General features: G+C 63.2%; 15 protein-coding genes and 2 pseudogenes. 5 read left to right on the forward strand and 12 right to left on the reverse strand.

Going from position 1 to position 16,530, the window contains the following annotated elements; genetic code table 11:
- Positions 1 to 43 precede the first annotated feature (43 nt).
- Entirely contained in the window at positions 44 to 1,534 is a 1,491-nt protein-coding gene (locus tag HYE77_RS27635) for an aldehyde dehydrogenase family protein (RefSeq protein WP_008431084.1), read from the reverse strand.
- 13 nt (positions 1,535 to 1,547) lie between these two features.
- Positions 1,548 to 1,937: a cytochrome c family protein gene (locus HYE77_RS27640; protein WP_003212617.1), complete on the reverse strand. Its 390-nt coding sequence runs from the start codon at positions 1,935 to 1,937 to the stop codon at positions 1,548 to 1,550.
- 226 nt (positions 1,938 to 2,163) lie between these two features.
- On the opposite strand from HYE77_RS27640, the gene HYE77_RS27645 reads away from it, so the two are divergent.
- The 3 genes and pseudogenes from HYE77_RS27645 to HYE77_RS33065 form a co-directional block, all read left to right on the forward strand.
- The gene (locus tag HYE77_RS27645; RefSeq protein ID WP_177069997.1) at positions 2,164 to 3,486 is read left to right on the forward strand and encodes a hypothetical protein; all 1,323 of its coding nucleotides are present in this window, start codon (positions 2,164 to 2,166) and stop codon (positions 3,484 to 3,486) included.
- A 272-nt stretch (positions 3,487 to 3,758) separates the two neighbouring features.
- Positions 3,759 to 4,826, forward strand: a pseudogene (locus HYE77_RS33060) (HAMP domain-containing protein); the annotation flags it as partial.
- 258 nt (positions 4,827 to 5,084) lie between these two features.
- Positions 5,085 to 5,681: pseudogene (locus HYE77_RS33065) on the forward strand (methyl-accepting chemotaxis protein); the annotation flags it as partial.
- A gap of 130 nt (positions 5,682 to 5,811) precedes the next feature.
- Here the strand turns inward: HYE77_RS33065 and hpaC are convergent.
- Complete coding sequence (gene hpaC, locus HYE77_RS27655; protein WP_003212611.1) at positions 5,812 to 6,324, reverse strand: 4-hydroxyphenylacetate 3-monooxygenase, reductase component; 513 nt, start codon at positions 6,322 to 6,324, stop codon at positions 5,812 to 5,814.
- A gap of 219 nt (positions 6,325 to 6,543) precedes the next feature.
- Here hpaC and HYE77_RS27660 point away from each other — a divergent pair, with 219 nt between their 5' ends.
- Entirely contained in the window at positions 6,544 to 7,149 is a 606-nt protein-coding gene (locus HYE77_RS27660) for a response regulator transcription factor (protein ID WP_003212609.1), read from the forward strand.
- 147 nt (positions 7,150 to 7,296) lie between these two features.
- On the opposite strand, the gene feaR is transcribed toward HYE77_RS27660, so the two are convergent.
- The 9 genes from feaR to HYE77_RS27705 all read right to left on the reverse strand — a co-directional run bounded on the left by feaR (position 7,297) and on the right by HYE77_RS27705 (position 15,140).
- A complete protein-coding gene (gene feaR, locus HYE77_RS27665) occupies positions 7,297 to 8,217 on the reverse strand; it encodes a transcriptional regulator FeaR (protein WP_023658728.1) in 921 nt (306 codons plus the stop codon).
- A gap of 60 nt (positions 8,218 to 8,277) precedes the next feature.
- On the reverse strand, positions 8,278 to 9,228 hold the full coding sequence (locus HYE77_RS27670) for a PDR/VanB family oxidoreductase (protein ID WP_177070001.1): 951 nt from the start codon (positions 9,226 to 9,228) through the stop codon (positions 8,278 to 8,280).
- Between the two features lie 100 nt (positions 9,229 to 9,328).
- A complete protein-coding gene (locus HYE77_RS27675) occupies positions 9,329 to 10,069 on the reverse strand; it encodes an SDR family NAD(P)-dependent oxidoreductase (RefSeq protein WP_177070004.1) in 741 nt (246 codons plus the stop codon).
- 139 nt (positions 10,070 to 10,208) lie between these two features.
- Positions 10,209 to 10,700 carry an aromatic-ring-hydroxylating dioxygenase subunit beta gene (locus HYE77_RS27680; RefSeq protein ID WP_008431075.1) on the reverse strand — a complete coding sequence of 164 codons (492 nt, stop codon included), beginning with the start codon at positions 10,698 to 10,700 and terminating at the stop codon, positions 10,209 to 10,211.
- Positions 10,697 to 11,980 carry a Rieske 2Fe-2S domain-containing protein gene (locus HYE77_RS27685; protein ID WP_177068759.1) on the reverse strand — a complete coding sequence of 428 codons (1,284 nt, stop codon included), beginning with the start codon at positions 11,978 to 11,980 and terminating at the stop codon, positions 10,697 to 10,699. Before HYE77_RS27685 ends, HYE77_RS27680 begins: the two co-directional genes overlap by 4 nt.
- 24 nt (positions 11,981 to 12,004) lie before the next feature.
- Positions 12,005 to 13,132 carry an amidase gene (locus HYE77_RS27690; RefSeq protein ID WP_177068758.1) on the reverse strand — a complete coding sequence of 376 codons (1,128 nt, stop codon included), beginning with the start codon at positions 13,130 to 13,132 and terminating at the stop codon, positions 12,005 to 12,007.
- Complete coding sequence (locus tag HYE77_RS27695) at positions 13,129 to 13,599, reverse strand: nuclear transport factor 2 family protein (protein ID WP_003208864.1); 471 nt, start codon at positions 13,597 to 13,599, stop codon at positions 13,129 to 13,131. The genes HYE77_RS27690 and HYE77_RS27695 overlap by 4 nt, the downstream gene beginning before the upstream one ends.
- A gap of 3 nt (positions 13,600 to 13,602) precedes the next feature.
- Positions 13,603 to 13,974, reverse strand: coding sequence for a hypothetical protein (locus tag HYE77_RS27700; protein WP_003208867.1), 372 nt, complete (start codon positions 13,972 to 13,974; stop codon positions 13,603 to 13,605).
- A gap of 17 nt (positions 13,975 to 13,991) precedes the next feature.
- Positions 13,992 to 15,140 carry an acyl-CoA dehydrogenase family protein gene (locus HYE77_RS27705; RefSeq protein ID WP_003208868.1) on the reverse strand — a complete coding sequence of 383 codons (1,149 nt, stop codon included), beginning with the start codon at positions 15,138 to 15,140 and terminating at the stop codon, positions 13,992 to 13,994.
- A gap of 211 nt (positions 15,141 to 15,351) precedes the next feature.
- Here HYE77_RS27705 and HYE77_RS27710 point away from each other — a divergent pair, with 211 nt between their 5' ends.
- The gene (locus HYE77_RS27710; RefSeq protein ID WP_177022055.1) at positions 15,352 to 16,476 is read left to right on the forward strand and encodes a sensor histidine kinase; all 1,125 of its coding nucleotides are present in this window, start codon (positions 15,352 to 15,354) and stop codon (positions 16,474 to 16,476) included.
- Positions 16,477 to 16,530: the final 54 nt, after the last annotated feature.

A 16,530-nucleotide genomic window follows, 5' to 3' on the forward strand; every position in this document is an offset into this window, starting at 1 on the left:
AACCATAAGTCGCCGTTACCTAAATAACGGATATGCCCCCCAATCAATGCGCAATACACACCGACTTCAGCTCGGTATAAGCCTCAATCACCGCCCGCCCAAACTCCCGCCCCATCCCCGATTGCTTCACCCCGCCAAACGGCATCGCCGGGTCCAGCAACACATGCGCATTCACCCAAACCGTCCCCGCCTCGATCCGCGGCACCAGGTTCATCGCCTTACCCAGATCATTGGTCCAAAGACTGGCCGCCAACCCATACCGATTGTCATTGGCCAACTCAATCACCGCATCCTCATCATCAAACGCCATCACCCCCAACACCGGCCCAAACACCTCCTCCCGGGCCACCGCCATCCCATGATCGATATCCGCCAAAATCGTCGGCCGCACATAAAACCCCTCACCCGCAACCTCATCCCCACCGATCACCACCCGCGCCCCTTCAGCCCGGGCCTGCTCGATATGGCGCAGTACCCCTTGCTGCTGCTTGCGCGACACCAACGGATTAATCGCCGCCTCACCATCCATCCCCGCCCCCAACGGCATCGCCGACACCGCCGCCGCCAACCCCTCGACAAACCGGTCATACACCGAACGATGCACATAAAAGCGCGAAGCCGCCGCACACACCTGCCCGTTGTTCAGCAACCCACCCAGAATCGCCCCCTGGATCGCCTTATCAATATCCGCATCCGCCAACACGATCATCGGATTCTTGCCCCCCAACTCCAGGGCAAACCGCGTCATGTTCTCCATGCACGCCACCCCCACGCTCTTGCCCACCGCAGTCGAACCGGTAAACGACACCTTGCTCACCAACGGATGAGCAGTCAGAACGCCCCCCACCGAGGCCCCGCCACCGGTCACCACGTTGAACACCCCCGCCGGAATCCCCGCCTCCAGCGCCAGCTCCGCCAGGCGCATCGCCGTCAGCGGCGTTTCCATCGCCGGCTTGATGATCACCGTGCACCCGGTCGCCAGCGCCGGCATCAATTTCCAGGCCGCAATCAGCAGCGGGAAATTCCACGGCACGATGCCCACCACCACGCCCACTGGCTCGCGCTTGGTGAACGCAGTGAACCTGGCCCCCGGCGGCAAAGGGATGGACACGTCGAAGGTCTGCCCTTCGATCTTGGTCGCCCAGCCCGACATGTAGCGCATGAACTCCACCGTGGCGTTCAGATCCAGCCCCCGCGCCAGGTTGATCGACTTGCCCTGGCTCAGGGTTTCCAGCTGCGCCAGCTCCTCGGCATGGGCCTCAACCAATGCGGTGAAGTTCAGCAAAATCCGCTCACGGTCGGCCGGGCGCAATCCCGACCACACGCGGGACTTGAACGCCGCATGGGACGACTGCACCGCCTGCTCCACCACGTGCAGCGGCGCGTCGAGGGTTTCGCACAGGGTTTGCCCGGTGGCCGGGTTGATCACCTTGATGTGTTCGCCCTCGGCAAATACCCATTGGCCATCGATAAAGCAGCCATGACGACGGTCCAGGAATGCAGCCACCTGCGGCAGGATTTCAACGTTGCTCATGATTCACCTGTATTCAATGTTGTTCTTTGAGAAAGCAGGCGACCGCTTGGCGATCGTCGGCCGAAGCCAGGCCCATGTAGGGCATGTAGGTGCCGGGCACAAACGCCTGGGGTTGGGTGATGAATTGCGCGATGGTCTCGGCTTGCCACTCGACGTTTTTGTCACGCATCGCCTGGGAGTAGCTGAAGCCCGCCAGGGAGCCGGATTTACGCCCGTAAACGCCTGCCAGGTTCGGCCCCATCATTGTCGCGCCGCCCTTCGCCACCGCATGGCACACGCTGCATTCGTTGGCGAAAACCTGGGCGCCACGGCTCTGGTCAGGGCTGCATTCAGCGGCGAATGCGCTGTGGGCCAGGACCAGCGACAGCAGGCCGGCCAGGGAAAATCTGTGTGCAGTGAACATAGAAAAACGACCTTGGAAATCATCGAAGTTGCCGACGATTGTCAGGGCTCAAGGTCGCTCGGGTTTTGCCCTGCGTGCCAGTCGTATTGGCCGGGCTGCCAAACCGTGGATTCTGGCAAGCACAGTCAAGTCTTTGGCAACCAGACAAAAGGCACGTCACTTCGCCAGCATTAGTATCGCGGCAGACCCCAACCCTGTGGTCATGAACAAGAATGGATGCCACACCATGCTCAAGTCCCCCTTGCTTCGTCTCTCGACCCTCGCGCTGATGATCGGTGCCAACCCGGCCGGCGCTTATGAGCTGTACGCCGATGACAGCAGTCATCTGAACGCCACGCTGGAAGCGGTATTCGGTGCCTTCCACAGCCAGCAGAACTACAGTCAATCCGGCCGCCTGGCCAAGGGCTCCTCGTCCTGGCGCGAGGGCTACGTGAAGTACGGCCTGAGCTTCGACAAAAGCTTCAGCGGCGCCGGCACCACCTACGGTGCGGCCAACCTGCTGAGTTCCGGCACCTGGGGCGACGGCGATGCCGCAGGTTTCAGCGACGGTTCGGAGCGCACTACCCAATTCGAAGACGCCTACCTCGGCTGGCGCTCGGGCAAGTTGTTTGAGGCCCTGGGCGAGAATGGCGTGGACCTGTCCTTCGGCCGCCAGAACATCGTGGTCGGCGACGGTTTCCTGATTGACGGCGACGCGCTGAACTTCGGCAAGGGCGTGGCCGATGGCGACCTCAATCGCGGCGGCGGCTACTACATCGCCGCCCGCAAGGCCTTCGACGAAACCGCCGTGTTGCGCCTGGGCGGCAAGGACGGCTGGCGCAGCGACCTGATGTGGCTCAAGTCCGATAACCGTGCCCAGGCCAAGACCGAGATGTACGTCGCCACCCTCGAACACGTGGCCGCCGAAGGCACCGTGGGGCTGACGTACATCGACACCAACGACGTCGACAAGCAGTACGCCTCCCCCACGCAGCTGGAACGCGATGGCATGAAGACCTACAGCCTGCGGGCCACGGGCAATGCCGGGGTGACCAACCTGTTCCTGTCCGGCGAATACGCCTGGCAGGACAAGCCCCACACCGGCAACGAAGACGCCTGGTACCTGGAAGCTGGCTGGACCTTCTCCGACGTGACCTGGACGCCGTATGTGAGCTACCGCTACAGCCGCTTCTCGGAAGGCTTCGACCCGCTGTTCTACGGTTTCAGCCGTGGCTACGGCACCTGGTTCCAGGGTGAAGTGGCGGGCAACTACGCCGGGCCGTTCAACAACAACTCACGCATCCAGAACGTCACGTTCAAGGTTTCGCCCCTGCAGAACCTTAACGTCGGCGCGGTGTTGTTCGACTTCAAGACCATCGACCGCAACCTCGGCAACAGCGACGGCCACGAGCTGGACCTGTATGCCGAATGGCACGTCAACGACCACCTGACGGTGATGCCGCTGATCGGCCTGTACCAGCCGGACAAGAGCGCCGAGCAAGGCGGCACGCAGTTGGGCAACCACGATAAAAACCTCTACAGCCAAGTGGTGTTCGCCACTAACTTCTAAGCCCGGCCGGGGCGGTGGCGCCGCCATCGCCCCGCCTGGCCAAGGCCTTCGCAATGCACAAGAAATTCCTCACGATCCAGAGCAAGATCGCCCTGCTCGCCGGCCTCTGCCTGTTATTGGTGGTCGGCCTGCTGATGAGCCTGTCGCTGTACCAGACCCACCAGAGCAGCCAGCACGTGGCCCAGGCCAGCAGCGACATGCTCGCTGCCGCCGCCAAGGAACACATGCAGGCCCTGGGGCAAGTTCAGGCCATGCAGGTGCAACGCACCTTCATGCAAACCCATGAGTACGGCCAGGGCTTGTCGCGTTATGTGCTGTACCTGCGGCAACTGCAACAACAGGGCAAACTGACCCGCCCAGAGTTGCGCCAGGAGCTGAATACCCAGCTGCGCCAGGCCCTGGTCGACAAGCCCGACCTGCTCGGGATTTACGTCATTTTCGAAGCCAATGCCCTGGACGGTGACGATGCCCAGTTCGTCGACCAGGCCGCCGTCGGCAGCAACGAGGCCGGGCGCTTCGCCCAATACTGGGTGCAGGCCACCCCGGGTGAACTGACAGCGGTAGTCGGCGACGAAGCGCTGCTGGCCAATACCTCGCCCGGCCCCAGCGGCGCGCCGTACAACGCCTTCTACACCTGCGCCCGCGACACCGCCAGGGCCTGTGTGCTGGAGCCGTATTTCGACGAGGCTTCCGGCAGCCGCAAGCTGGTGACCAGCATTGCGTTCCCGCTGATGGAGCACGGCAAGGTGATCGCGGTGATTGGCCTGGACATCAACCTGGCGGCCTTGCAACAGGCCAGCCAAACCAGCGCCGGGCAACTGTTCGACGGCCACGGGCAAGTCAGCATCGTCAGCCCCGAAGGCGTGATTTCCGCCTACAGCGAGGACGCCAGCCGCCTCGGGCAGCCGATCAGCGAAGTCATGCACGATGGCGCCCAGGTACTGGACGCGTTGCGCCAGGGGCAACCGCAAACCTTTGTCGATCAACAGCAAATCAAGCTACTCGAACCGCTGGCACCGATTGCCGGTGCCGCACCGTGGGGCGTTCTGGTGGGCGTGCCGCAGTCGGTTCTGCTGGCGCCGGTCACCGCGCTGCAACAGCAACTCGATGCCCAAGGGGTGAAAAGCACCGCCCTGGAACTGCTGCTGGGTGGCGGCTCGGCCCTGCTCGGCCTGCTGTTGATCTGGTACGCCGCGCTGCGCATTACCCGGCCGCTGCAAACCCTGACCCGGGTGATGGAGGACATTTCCCGGGGCGAAGGCGACCTGACGCGGCGGCTGGAGGTGCAATCCCGGGACGAGATCGGCCAGTTGGCCAGCGCCTTCAACCGTTTTGTCGAACGTATCCACCAGTCGATCCGCGAAGTGTCTTCAGCGGGGCTCGGGGTTAACCAGGTGGTCAAGCGGGTGTTGCTGGCCTCGAATTCCTCGCTGAACAACTTCGATGAACAGGCCACCCGCACCAACAGTGTCGCGGCGGCGATCAACGAACTGGGCGCCGCCGCCCAGGAAATCGCCCGTAATGCCTCCGATGCGTCGCAGCGAGCCTCCGGCGCCCGGCAACAGGCTGAGGACGGGCGCCAGGTGGTGGAGCGCACGATTGCCGTGATGAATGAACTGTCGGGCAAGATCAGCGCCTCGTGCGTGCACATCGATGCGCTGAATCACAAGACGGTGAACATCGGGCAAATCCTGGAGGTGATCAAGGGCATCTCCCAGCAGACCAATCTGCTGGCACTGAACGCCGCCATTGAAGCGGCCCGGGCCGGTGAGGCCGGGCGCGGGTTTGCGGTGGTGGCCGATGAGGTGCGCAGCCTGGCCTATCGCACCCAGGAGTCGGCGATGGAGATTCAGCAGATGATCGAAGAGTTGCAGGTGGGCGCACGGGAATCCGTCAGCACCATGACCGAGAGCCAGCAGCACAGCGAGGAAAGCGTGAGCATCGCCAACCTGGCGGGTACGCGGCTGGCCAGTGTGACGCAGAGGATTGGCGAGATTGATAACGTCAACCAGTCGGTGGCGGCGGCGACCGAGGAGCAGACGTCGGTGGTGGAAGCGCTGAATGTGGACATTACCGAGATCAATATGCTGAACCAGGCCGGGGTGGAAAACCTGCAGTCGACGCTGCAGGCCTGTACCGAGCTTGAGCGTGAAGCGGAACGCTTGAATCAGCTGGTGGGCAGCTTTCGCATCTGACCAACAACTGCCCCGCAGGCCCCATGTGGGAGCGGGCTTGCTCGCGAAGACAGAGTGTCAGCCACTGAATAGGTTTCTGATACACCGCCTTCGCGAGCAAGCCCGCTCCCACATTTGATCTCCTGAACCTTCAGCAATGGGCGCCAGCATGCTCAATCCGGTGAAACAGCCGGTTGAAGTACACCAGGCTGTCGCCCTGCCCCCGCACCCCAACCCGCGACAATTCCACGAACATCACCGAATGCGACCCTACCTCCTTGCACTCACTGATACGCCCTTCCAGTTGCACCAGCGCATCCCGCAGCACCGGCACCCCCGCCTCGCCTCCGTCCCACAGGTCCCAGGCAAACCGCTCCGCCATGGGCACCTGGGTCATCCCGGCAAAGTGCCGCGCCAGCTCTTCCTGCTCCCCGCACAGCACGTTCACGCACAGCTGCCCATTGGTACGGAACACATCATGGGTCGCACTCCCGCGGTTCACGCACACCAACACCGTGGGGGGCGAATCCGTCACCGAGCACACCGCACTCGCCGTGATCCCGCAACGCCCGCCCGGGCCGTTGGTGGTGATGATGTTCACCGCGGCCGGCAGTTGCGCCATGGCGTTGCGAAAGTCGATTTGCTGCTGGCTCAGGTCGGCCATGTCGGTGCCCCTTTACGGTCCGTGGGTGATGCCACAAGACTAAGACGCCCCGTGCGGCGCGACCATTCAGACGATCCCCATGCCGACTAGGTGGTTTCTTTATCGTCAGGGCCGTTCACACTGGGTATTCTGCTGGCAAGGCTCCACAGATGAGCCAATGTCCGCCGCAGCGTGCCCGCGTGCGAAAACAATAATTAGAAATTCTCGTGGCAGTCCCTGATGGAAATTCGCACACCGATTGTTTACATCGTTGATGACGACAAAGACCTGCGTACCTCGCTGGCCTGGCTGCTGGAGTCGGTCAGCGTAAAGGCCCAATGTTTCGCCGGGGCCGAAGAGTTCCTTGCGCACTACGACCCGCGCCAGCCCGCCTGCCTGGTGCTGGACGTGCGCATGCCGCAGACCAGCGGCTTCCAGTTGCAGGAGATCCTCAACCGGCGCGGCAGCACCTTGCCGACCATCTTCGTGTCGGCCCACGGCGACATACCGATGTCGGTCACCGCAATGAAAAACGGCGCGCTGGATTTCGTCGAGAAGCCCTACAACCCGCAACAGATGATCGACCGCATCCAGGCCGCGCTGAAGACCGCTGTACAGGCCCAGGCCGACCAGGAACAGCGCGAGCACCTGCAAGGGAAGCTGGCGCTGCTGACGAGCCGGGAGCGAGAAGTGTTGATGCTGGTGGTGGACGGCAAGGCGAGCAAGGTGATTGCCCGCGAGCTGAACATCAGCGTGAAGACCGTTGACGTGCACCGCACCAAGATCAAGGAAAAGATGGGCGTGACCAGCATCGCCATGCTGGTCCGCGAGGTGTTGTATCCCTAGGGCGCGATGATTGAATGTGGGAGCTGTCGAGCCTTGGCGAGGCTGCGATGGGATCGCTGCGGTGTACCTGTCAGACCGAGTGGCCTGCATCGCAGGCAAGCCCGGCTCCCACAGGAAAATGCATTCCAGGTTCGGGAGCGGCACGCATCAATGATGGCTATAGCGCTTGCGGTACTCGCCCGGTGACACGCCAAAGCGCGACTTGAACGCCGATGAGAAGTAGCTGGAGTCGGAGAAGCCCCAGGCATAACACAGCGCCGACAGCTTCTGCTCCGCCGGCGAATGGCGCAGGGTTTCGGCGCAGAAATCCAGGCGTCGGTGCTTGATGTATTGCGCCACCACCAGCCCGCGTTTGGAAAACATCCGGTACAGCCCGCGCACCGACACCCCGACTTCCCGGGCGATCAGCTCGGGGCAGAGTTCTTCGGCGCCGATGTGCGCATCGATGTAGGCGATGGTCTTGCGAAACTGCCGTTCCTGGGTGTCCACGCCGTTGTCCCGGGCGCTGATCCCCGGCAGCAGCAGGCTGACCAATGCATCCAGCACGGCTTCGCTTTCCTGCATGCCCAGGTCGTTTTGCTGGCGGGTGTCGAGCACCATCTGGCTGGCCATCAGCGCCAACGGCGTGCGCGCCGAGATCCGCGTCGCGCAGTTGACCGCCGTGAAGTGCGAACCGCGCTCCACCACCTGGCGCGGCAGGATCAGCGACAATTGCCGGGAGTTGTCGTGGTAGGTCATGTCACTGGGGCGGCAGGCGTCGATCAGGGCGATGTCACCGCAGCCCAGTTGCGCACGGTTGTCGCCCTGTTCCAGCTGTGCGCTGCCCTGCAACTGGAACACCGCGTAGTAGTGCCCTTCATTGCCCGTACTGACTTCCTTGCTGCTGCGATACAGATGCACCTGGGCCATATCGACCACGCTGAGCTTGATCGCGCCGCTGCGAAACTCGCTCAATTCCCCATAAAACCCCGCGCCCAGGGCGCGGGCATCGAAGCGTCCACAGGCCTGGTTAACCTGCTGCAACCAACGCTCGAACGATTCGTTACGTTGCACCGTTGAACTCATCATGACCGCAAGGCCTCACGTTTTTTATTTTTTTGGTCCCAGCAATCTTACGGGTAGCGCCGATCAAATATCCAATACCAGACGAGCGGAAACCGCCCGGGAAACACACGCGCAAATCTGCCGGTTGGCGGCCTTCTCCTTGGTCGACAGGCAATTGTCACGGTGCTCGGGCACGCCTTCCAGCACCTCGACAATGCAGGTGCCGCAGATGCCTTCGCGGCACTCGGTGTCGATGTCGCAACCGTGGGCCTGCAATACGTCCACCAGGCTGGTATTCGCCGGTACTTGCAGCACCACGCCGGAGCTGGCCAGCTCCACCTCGAAACCACCGCTGGGCCCGGCATTCGCCGCCGGGTCGGCCTGGAAGTGCTCCAGGTGGATCGCTTCCTCGGGACGGCTGCGGGCCGCCACTTCCACCACCTTGTGCATGAACGGCGCGGGGCCGCAGGTGTAGACGTGGGCAGCCGCGCCCGCCTGGTCCAGGCAGGCGCTCAAGGCCGCATCCAGCGCACCCGGCTCGACGCCATAGTGAAACTGCACATGCTCACCGAATGTATCGGCCAACAGCTGGGTAAACGCCGCGTACTGCGCCGAACGTGCAAAATAGTGCAGGCGCCACGGCTGGCCGCTGTCGGCCAGTCGATAGGCCATGCTCAACAGCGGCGTCACCCCGATACCGGCGGCAAACAGCGCATGGGCCGGCGCCTCCGGGTCGAGGCGGAACAGGTTGCGCGGCGCGCCCATCTCCAGCTCCATGCCCTCCTGCACCTGCTCATGCAGGGCCAGGGAGCCGCCACGGGATTGCGCCTCTTTCTTCACCGCAACCAGGTACGCGCGGCCATCGTGGGGCGGGCTGCACAGCGAATACTGGCGGGTGACGCCGGTCGGCCCGGTGAGGTCCACATGGGCCCCGGGCTCATAACTGTCGAGGGGCTGGCCGTCACTGCGCACGAGGCGAAAGGAACGGATATCCAGCGCTTCATCGACGATGCGTTCGATCTTCACCTTCATCATTGCAGCACCTGAATCCTGTTGTTTCGGTTGAACGCTAACCTGTGGCGAGGGAGCTTGCTCCCGCTGGACTGCGCAGCAGGCCCACTCTCTTCGGCGATGACTAGCGCATGAACAGCCCGCCGTTGATGTCCCAGCACGCGCCCGTGATCGAGGCGGCGTGGTCGGCGATCAACAGCAGCACGGTGTCGGCGATGGTGTGCGGGTCGCCGAGGGTGCCCGTCGGGATAATCTTGAGGATCTGCTCCAGGCGCTCCGGCGCCACGGTTTCGCGCACCACCGGCAAATCAAGCGGGCCTGGCGAAATGCTGTTGACCGTCACGCCCCGGGGCGCCAGTTCACGGGCGAAGACCTTGGTCAGCGTAGCCACGCCGCCCTTGGCCGCGGCGTAATGCGCGCCAGTGGCAGTGCCGCCGTTTTGCCCGGCGAGGGAGGCGATATTGACGATGCGCCCGAACCCTCGTTCGGCGAAATGCGCACCAAACACCTGGCAGGCCACGAACGTGCCCCGCAGGTTGATCGCCATCGATTCGTCGAATTCCTCGGGTGTGATGTCCATCAGCGCCGCAACTTTCGACACCCCGGCGTTGTTCACCAGGATATCGGTGCCGCCCCAGCGCTCGCTGAGCAGGTCCCGGGCGCGAATAAAATCGGCCTTGTTGCGCACATCCAGCTCGATGGCGACGGCGGTTTCGCCGCGGTTGTCGAGTTCAGAGGCCAGGCGCTGCACGCCGTCCAGGTGCACATCCGCCAGGCCCACGCGGTAGCCTGCGGCGTGCAGGCGCCGGGCGATGCATTCGCCGAGGCCACGGGAGGCGCCGGTTACAAGCGCGATTCGGTCCATCAGGATGTCCTCATCTCAACTGTGGGAGCGGGCTTGCTCGCGAATGCGGTGTGTCAGTCAATGCATGTGGCGACTGATCCACCGCATTCGCGAGCAAGCCCGCTCCCACATTGGTTTTGTGTCGTTGTTTGAATCGTGCTTACAACAGAAAGCCGAGTGCACTCAGGCTGTCGGTGGAATTGATCAGCCGCACCACCTTGCGCTCCAGGGTCGCGACCCCGGCGCTGAACCGGATGCGGTAATTCAGGTCGGCCACAAACGGCGTGTGTACTCCGCGCTTGTAGGCGTACAGCAGCTGCGCACAGTTAACCTCCACCACCTCGCCCGCCGCTTCCACCAGGGTGAATCGCGACACACTGCGCACGGTTTTCGCCGCATCCACCGCCGACGGTGAATACCCCGCCGTCAGCCGTTCGATGCGCAGGTCACGCATGCGCGCATCGTCATAGGCATAGTTGAGGTTGGCTTCAAAATCCTCGGTGTCCGGGTCGATCGGCACGACGTAGCGCCCGCTCTCGCTCCACAACGCGGCCCATTGCACGTAGTCCTTGTGGTCCAGCAGTTCGGCTTCACGCCAGATGAATTCGATGGCCTGGGCCAGCGGTGCGGTAAAACCAGTCAGGGTGTTCATTGGCTCATCATCCTTTTCCACATGTCATAGGCCCCGCGCATGCCGCCTTCATCAGTGGCGTGGGATACCTTGTCGCCGTTGTCGGCCAGCACTTCGCGGTTCAGGCCACGGTTGACCAGGATCGGTGCGGCAACGCCGGCATACGAGCCGCGTTGCACCCGGTCCCAGGCTTCGGCGTCGTCGGGGCTGCCAAAGCCGAACGGGCCCTGGAAGTGTTCGTGGATGCGCAGGCGCTCGCGGTTGGCAACCTGTGGGCCGCCCTCCATGCCCAGGGCGACGTGGCGGATTTCGGTCTCGGTGACCGACACCGGGCGCAGCACCCGGAAGAACGACATCGACATGGCGACATTGGGAAACAGGTTGAGGTTGAACCCGGCACCGTGCAGCGAGCGCACGATGCGTCGCACCTGGGCCGGCTCCATGGTTTTCGACAGTTCTTCGGTGACGTGGGCGAAACGCTCCTGCAATTGCTCGGTACCGTCGTCGTGGTCCAGGTCGACATGCTCGGGCACCATCACCATCACGCTGTGGCCATTGCCCAGGGAATGGGTGACGGCCTGCTCGTCGGTCATGAACGAGAGCATTTCCGAGGTCTCGGCGTCCACCGACGACATGAACGACTTGTGCACGATCGGGAAGTGGTAGCCGTCGGTGGTGTTTTCCAGCTGGATCTTCCAGTTGCCCTTGAAGCTGAACTTGTGTTCGCCCTGGGTCTTGATCGGGTAGCCGGCGCCCTGCTTCATGAACAGGTCCATCCAGTGTTTGGCGCCGCCGAGAAAGTCGGCCAACGGTTCGATATCGTCGTTGTAGCTGGCGAATACCATCCCGGCGTAGCTGTCCACCCGCAGGCTGGTCAGGGGTAACTCGGACTTTTCCAGGATGCCTTCGTAGCCGTCCGGGTAAGGCAGCGCCCGCAGCTTGCCGTCCAAACCATAGGACCAGCTGTGATACGGGCAGGTGAAGCCGGTGGCGTTGCCCTTGTGCTTCTCGCAAACCGTGGCGCCACGGTGGCGGCAGCGGTTTTCCAGCACGTTGATCGCGCCTTTCTTGTCGCGCACCACAATCACCGGGCGCCGGCCAATGGTCGCGGTCTTGAAGTCGCCGCTGTTGCGCACTTCGCTTTCATGGGCGACCCAGACCCAGGTGCGGTAGAAGATCTTTTCCAGTTCGGCCTCGAACAGCGCCGGGTCGTTGTACAGCGAGACGTCGACGCGATCGTGCTTGACCAACTCGTCGAGGCTTTTCGATTTGGCAATCAGCCGGTATTCATGGGTACTCATGGAGCCCTCCTCAAGGCGTTGTTCTTATTGGCGAACCGTGATGCTCTGCTGCAGTTGTGCGCCGAGGGCACACACCCATTCGTCCTGGCCCTTACGGCCGACAATCTGTAGCCCGACCTTCAGCCCGCTGTCGGCCAGGGTCACCGGCACCGTCAACGCCGGGTGGCCGCTGAGGTTGAATGGCCGCACCAATGGCGTCATGCGGGCCACGGCCTGGCTGCCGTTGCGGGCTTCGGCCAGGGTCGGCGGCAGGTCCGGCATCGTCGGCAGCAGCAACACGGAGAATTCTTCGAGCGCGGCGTCCACCTGATGACTGAAGCGGGTGCGCACGACTTCGGCTTCGGCCAAATCAGCAGCGCTGGTGCGGCTGGCAGCCAACAAGCGTTGTTCGACATCCGCACCGATCAGGCCCTTGCCGGTGAGGTGACCGAAGGCTGCCCAGTTTTCGACGTTAATCACCGTAAGGCCGGCGCCGAACGCCGTGTCAAAGTCGTCCAGATGCAGACGCTGCTGACGCCAGCCGGCCGCGTCGACGGCAGCCATCAGGCTCGCCTTCAGCCATGGCTCACAGGCCACATCCAGAAAGCCCACCGGCACGCTGCCGGACGGCGCCGCCTGTGCCTGGAAACCCGGGCAAATCACCTGCATCGCGGCAATCAGGTCCTGCATGTTCGCGGCAAACGGCCCGACGCAATCGAGGCTGGATACCGCCGGTTGCGCGCCAATGCGGCTGACTCGGCCATAGGTCGGTTTCAACCCGGCAATCCCGCAGCACGCCGCCGGCACCCGCACCGAGCCGCCGGTGTCGGTACCAATGGCGATATCCGCCAGGCCCGCCGCAACCGCCGCGGCCGAACCGCTGGAGGAGCCGCCCGGCACGCGGTCTGGCGCCTGGGGATTGACGGGCGTACCGCTCCAGTCGTTGATGCCGGTGACGCCAAATGCCAGTTCATGCAGGCTGGTCTTGCCGACGATCTGCCAGCCGGCATCCAGGACCGCCTGCACCACGTGCGCATGCCGCGTCGCTGGCGGAGCATCGGCAAAGGCACGACTGCCCGAGCGGGTCGGATACCCGGCGATGTCGATGGAATCCTTGATGGCCACGCGTCGGCCGCTGCCACCGAGTAAAAATTCGCTGACGAAGGTACTCATGGGTTCACCCCCAACATGCTATTGAACAGGCGCTGCGTACGGAAATGCGCGATCAGCCAGGTGCCGTCGACACGGCGAAAATCGATGGCCAGCCGCGTGCCGAACAACTCGCTGCGCTGGTCGGCGTAGGTGGAAATCTGTTGCATGATCCACTGCCCTGCAGCCGCGCTGCCGTCTACCTGGATCGACTCACTGGTGAGGTAATGCAGGTTCAGCGCAAAGTGTTCCGACGGTGGCAGGTAGCTGCCGACAAACGCCGCCACCGCGTCGCGCCCCCGATGCTGGCCGAAGGTCTGCGCGGTACTTGTGCCAATGCCTTCCCACACCGCATCCACGGTGAACAGCTCGGCCAACTCGCGAACGTTGGTCGCCGCCCGGGGCACGTCGCACAGGTCCATGTAGCGCGCCATCAAGCGCCTTACCTGGCTCTCCCCTTCAAGGGTTTCAACACGCTGCAACAGGTCCATGGCTCACACCCTGGCCGCTTCGGGAATGGTCAGCGGGCGGCCGATCCGTGCTTCGACCTTGGCGTAGCGCCACAGGCTGTATTCACCCACCGGCGTGGTACGGAACAGGTTGCAGGCGTCGATCACCGACTGGTGGCAGTCGACGTCGGCCATGATGTAGACGGTCCACGGCGAGGTGGTCGACGGGCCGACCATCAAGCGGTCGTCATCCATCGCCCCCAGCACGTTGATGCCCGGCATGGCGCCGAGGTCGCCCATCATCTGGCTGAAGCCTTTCCACACGCTCAGGCCTTCGCCGGTAGGCAGGTCGAAAAAGTTCTGGGTGATGCCGATGCAGAAGACGACGCGCAGCGGTTCTTGAGTGGCTTGGGACATGGGTTGATCCTTGAAAGTCAGATGTAGCCAGGAAATGGAGGAACGCCGAGGAACACCGAGCCCGCGCCGTCGTACAGGCCTTCGCTGAGGAAGGCGTGCTGGGTCACCACCATGGCGTCGCGCAGGTAGCGTTGCAGCGGGTGGCGCAGGTAGATCGCGGTGGTGCCCGCCAGGCTGTAGGCGCTCTGCACCACGGCGGCGCCGGCCTGGGACACGTGAATGGCGGTCAGGCGCAACAGGCTGGTTTGCTCGGCCGTGACCGGGTTGCCGGCGAGGATCGAGTTCCACACTTGTTCGGTGGCGCCGTAGAAAAAGCCCCGAGCGGCGCTCAGCCGGGCTTCGGCCTTGGCGATTTCGATGCGCACGTAGGCGCGGTCCGCCAGTTTCGGTGCGCCGGTGATGCCGCTGCCGCTGGCCATGGCGCTGATTTCATCGAGGGCCGCGCGGGCCAGGCCAAGGTTGACCACCGCCAGCACCTGTGCGGCGTAGGCAATCGAGGGATAACGAAACAGCGGCTCGTCGATGGTGGCGGCGCCGCCACGGATGAAGGTCCAGCGCTCGTCGATGTATTGGTCGGTAACTCGCAGGTCATGGCTGCCGGTGCCCTTGAGGCCGACCACGTCCCAGTTTTCGATGATTTCAACCTGGCCGGGCTTGAACACGGCAGTGCGTGGCTTGCCGCCCGCCGCACCGATGCCCACGCCCAGCAGGTCGGCGCCTTTGCAGCCGCTGGCAAACTTCCAGGTGCCGTTGACCTGCCAGCCGCCCTCGACGGTTTCCGCCGGCTGCAACGGGAACAGGCCACCGGCAAACACCAGGTCGGGGCTGTCGGCGTACAGTTCGGCGAGGGTTTCCTGGGGCAAGGCCGCAAGATACACCCCGGCGCTGCCGAAGCTGGCAACCCAGCCGGCAGAGCCATCGGCTTCGGATATGCGCTCGATCATCTGCAAGAACGTTGCGGGGGCCAGGGCATCGCCGCCGAAACAACGGGGCGTGGCCGCCCGGTAGATGCCCACCTGCTTGAAGCGTTCGATCATGTCCCGTGGCACGTGGGAGCCGGCGTCGAACTCGTCGCGGCGCTGGCGCACTTCATCGAGCACCTGCTGGAACAGCGTGGGCTGCACGTCGGGTAAAGCGTCTGGTTGCACGAGGGCCGAACGCAGCATGGGCTTTCTCCGTTGTAGTTGTTATGGACGCCGTGTCGGGCGTTGATAGGTCCAGTGTAAAAAGCCCGACCACCGTCAACTATTGGGGCGTGCAGCCCACCGGCTAAAGAAATCCCCTAGTGCGCCCCCGATTACTTCTGAGCGTGCCCCCCGATGCAAACCGGTATAACTTGCCACCGTAGTCGTCCCCTCCACCGCCAAGGGCTACGCGATGTACCTACCCAATAACAATGATTTCCACACCCTGATCGAAGCCATGCCGATCTGCACCATCCTTCACGATGCGCAGAGCAAGGACATCCTCTGGGCCAACACCGCGGCGCTGTCGGCGCTGGGGTTTACCCTGGAAGAACTGATCCCGCTCAAGGCCCCGGACATGACCCGGGACGCACCGAAGTACAAGCGCTCCATCGGCTTGCGTTGGCTTGAGCGCGCGGCCCGCAGTGGCCAGCGCACCATCGAGTGGTGTTATCGCTCCAAGGCCGGGGTGGAGATTCTTTCGGAAGCGGTCGCGACGCTGGTGCACCTGGACGGGCGCGACGTGCTGATGGTGCAGTTCCGTGATATTTCCCGGGAAGACAAGGTGAAGCGGGACCTGATCCGCGCCGAGGAAGCCCGGCGTGTCAGTGAACAGCAGCTTGAATACCTGGCCCGATACAACGCCATGGGCGAGATGGCGGTGGCGATTGCTCATGAGTTGAGCCAGCCACTGGCGGCCACGCGCAATTTTATCGAGGGGGTTTTGATTCGTCTGGGCGATACCCACAGTGCCGACCAGGGGGTGAACTGGGGGCTGCAAAGTGCCGTGCGGCAGGTCGAGCATGCGTCAACGATCATCAAGAGTGTGCGTGATTATGTGGTCAAGCTGGAGCAGAGCGCGGAGTGGGTGGACCTCAATGAGTTGCTGCAGGAAACCCGATATTTCATCAGCCTGCGGGCCGAGCCGAGTCAGGTGCGGCTGGAGATCGTCCCGAGCGCGCAACCGCTGATGGTGCAGTGCGAGAGGGTGCTGATTGGGCAGGTGATTCTGAACCTGGCGTTCAATGCCATTGAAGAGATGAGTGAGCTGCCCGTGGAGCGTCGGGTGCTGCGGTTGCATGCCTGCCGGGATGGAAACGTGGCGCGGTTGAGTGTCGAGGATTGTGGGCGCGGGATTCAGGCCGTGGCGCGGGAGAAAATCTTTGACGGGTTCTTTTCGTCGAAGGTGGGTGGTAACGGGATTGGGCTGGCGTTGTGCAAGAACATCATTGGTCGGCATCAGGGGGATATCTGGGCGCAGAATCTGGAGCCGTGTGGGGCGGTGTTCAGTTTTTCGTTGCCTTTGATGGGGCCGTGAGATTGGGGCATTTGCGAAGCGGCTTTTCTGTAGGAGCTGTTCAAAAGTGAGCCG

The organism is Pseudomonas sp. IPO3774 (assembly GCF_013386835.1).
Lineage (GTDB): Bacteria > Pseudomonadota > Gammaproteobacteria > Pseudomonadales > Pseudomonadaceae > Aquipseudomonas.

Coding starts and splice junctions, on each gene's coding strand:
- HYE77_RS27635 (WP_008431084.1), bottom strand. CDS start 1,534: ATGAGCAACGTTGAAATCCTGCCGCAGGTGGCTGCATTCCTGGACCGT.
- HYE77_RS27640 (WP_003212617.1), bottom strand. CDS start 1,937: ATGTTCACTGCACACAGATTTTCCCTGGCCGGCCTGCTGTCGCTGGTC.
- HYE77_RS27645 (WP_177069997.1), top strand. CDS start 2,164: ATGCTCAAGTCCCCCTTGCTTCGTCTCTCGACCCTCGCGCTGATGATC.
- hpaC (WP_003212611.1), bottom strand. CDS start 6,324: ATGGCCGACCTGAGCCAGCAGCAAATCGACTTTCGCAACGCCATGGCG.
- HYE77_RS27660 (WP_003212609.1), top strand. CDS start 6,544: ATGGAAATTCGCACACCGATTGTTTACATCGTTGATGACGACAAAGAC.
- feaR (WP_023658728.1), bottom strand. CDS start 8,217: ATGATGAGTTCAACGGTGCAACGTAACGAATCGTTCGAGCGTTGGTTG.
- HYE77_RS27670 (WP_177070001.1), bottom strand. CDS start 9,228: ATGATGAAGGTGAAGATCGAACGCATCGTCGATGAAGCGCTGGATATC.
- HYE77_RS27675 (WP_177070004.1), bottom strand. CDS start 10,069: ATGGACCGAATCGCGCTTGTAACCGGCGCCTCCCGTGGCCTCGGCGAA.
- HYE77_RS27680 (WP_008431075.1), bottom strand. CDS start 10,700: ATGAACACCCTGACTGGTTTTACCGCACCGCTGGCCCAGGCCATCGAA.
- HYE77_RS27685 (WP_177068759.1), bottom strand. CDS start 11,980: ATGAGTACCCATGAATACCGGCTGATTGCCAAATCGAAAAGCCTCGAC.
- HYE77_RS27690 (WP_177068758.1), bottom strand. CDS start 13,132: ATGAGTACCTTCGTCAGCGAATTTTTACTCGGTGGCAGCGGCCGACGC.
- HYE77_RS27695 (WP_003208864.1), bottom strand. CDS start 13,599: ATGGACCTGTTGCAGCGTGTTGAAACCCTTGAAGGGGAGAGCCAGGTA.
- HYE77_RS27700 (WP_003208867.1), bottom strand. CDS start 13,974: ATGTCCCAAGCCACTCAAGAACCGCTGCGCGTCGTCTTCTGCATCGGC.
- HYE77_RS27705 (WP_003208868.1), bottom strand. CDS start 15,140: ATGCTGCGTTCGGCCCTCGTGCAACCAGACGCTTTACCCGACGTGCAG.
- HYE77_RS27710 (WP_177022055.1), top strand. CDS start 15,352: ATGTACCTACCCAATAACAATGATTTCCACACCCTGATCGAAGCCATG.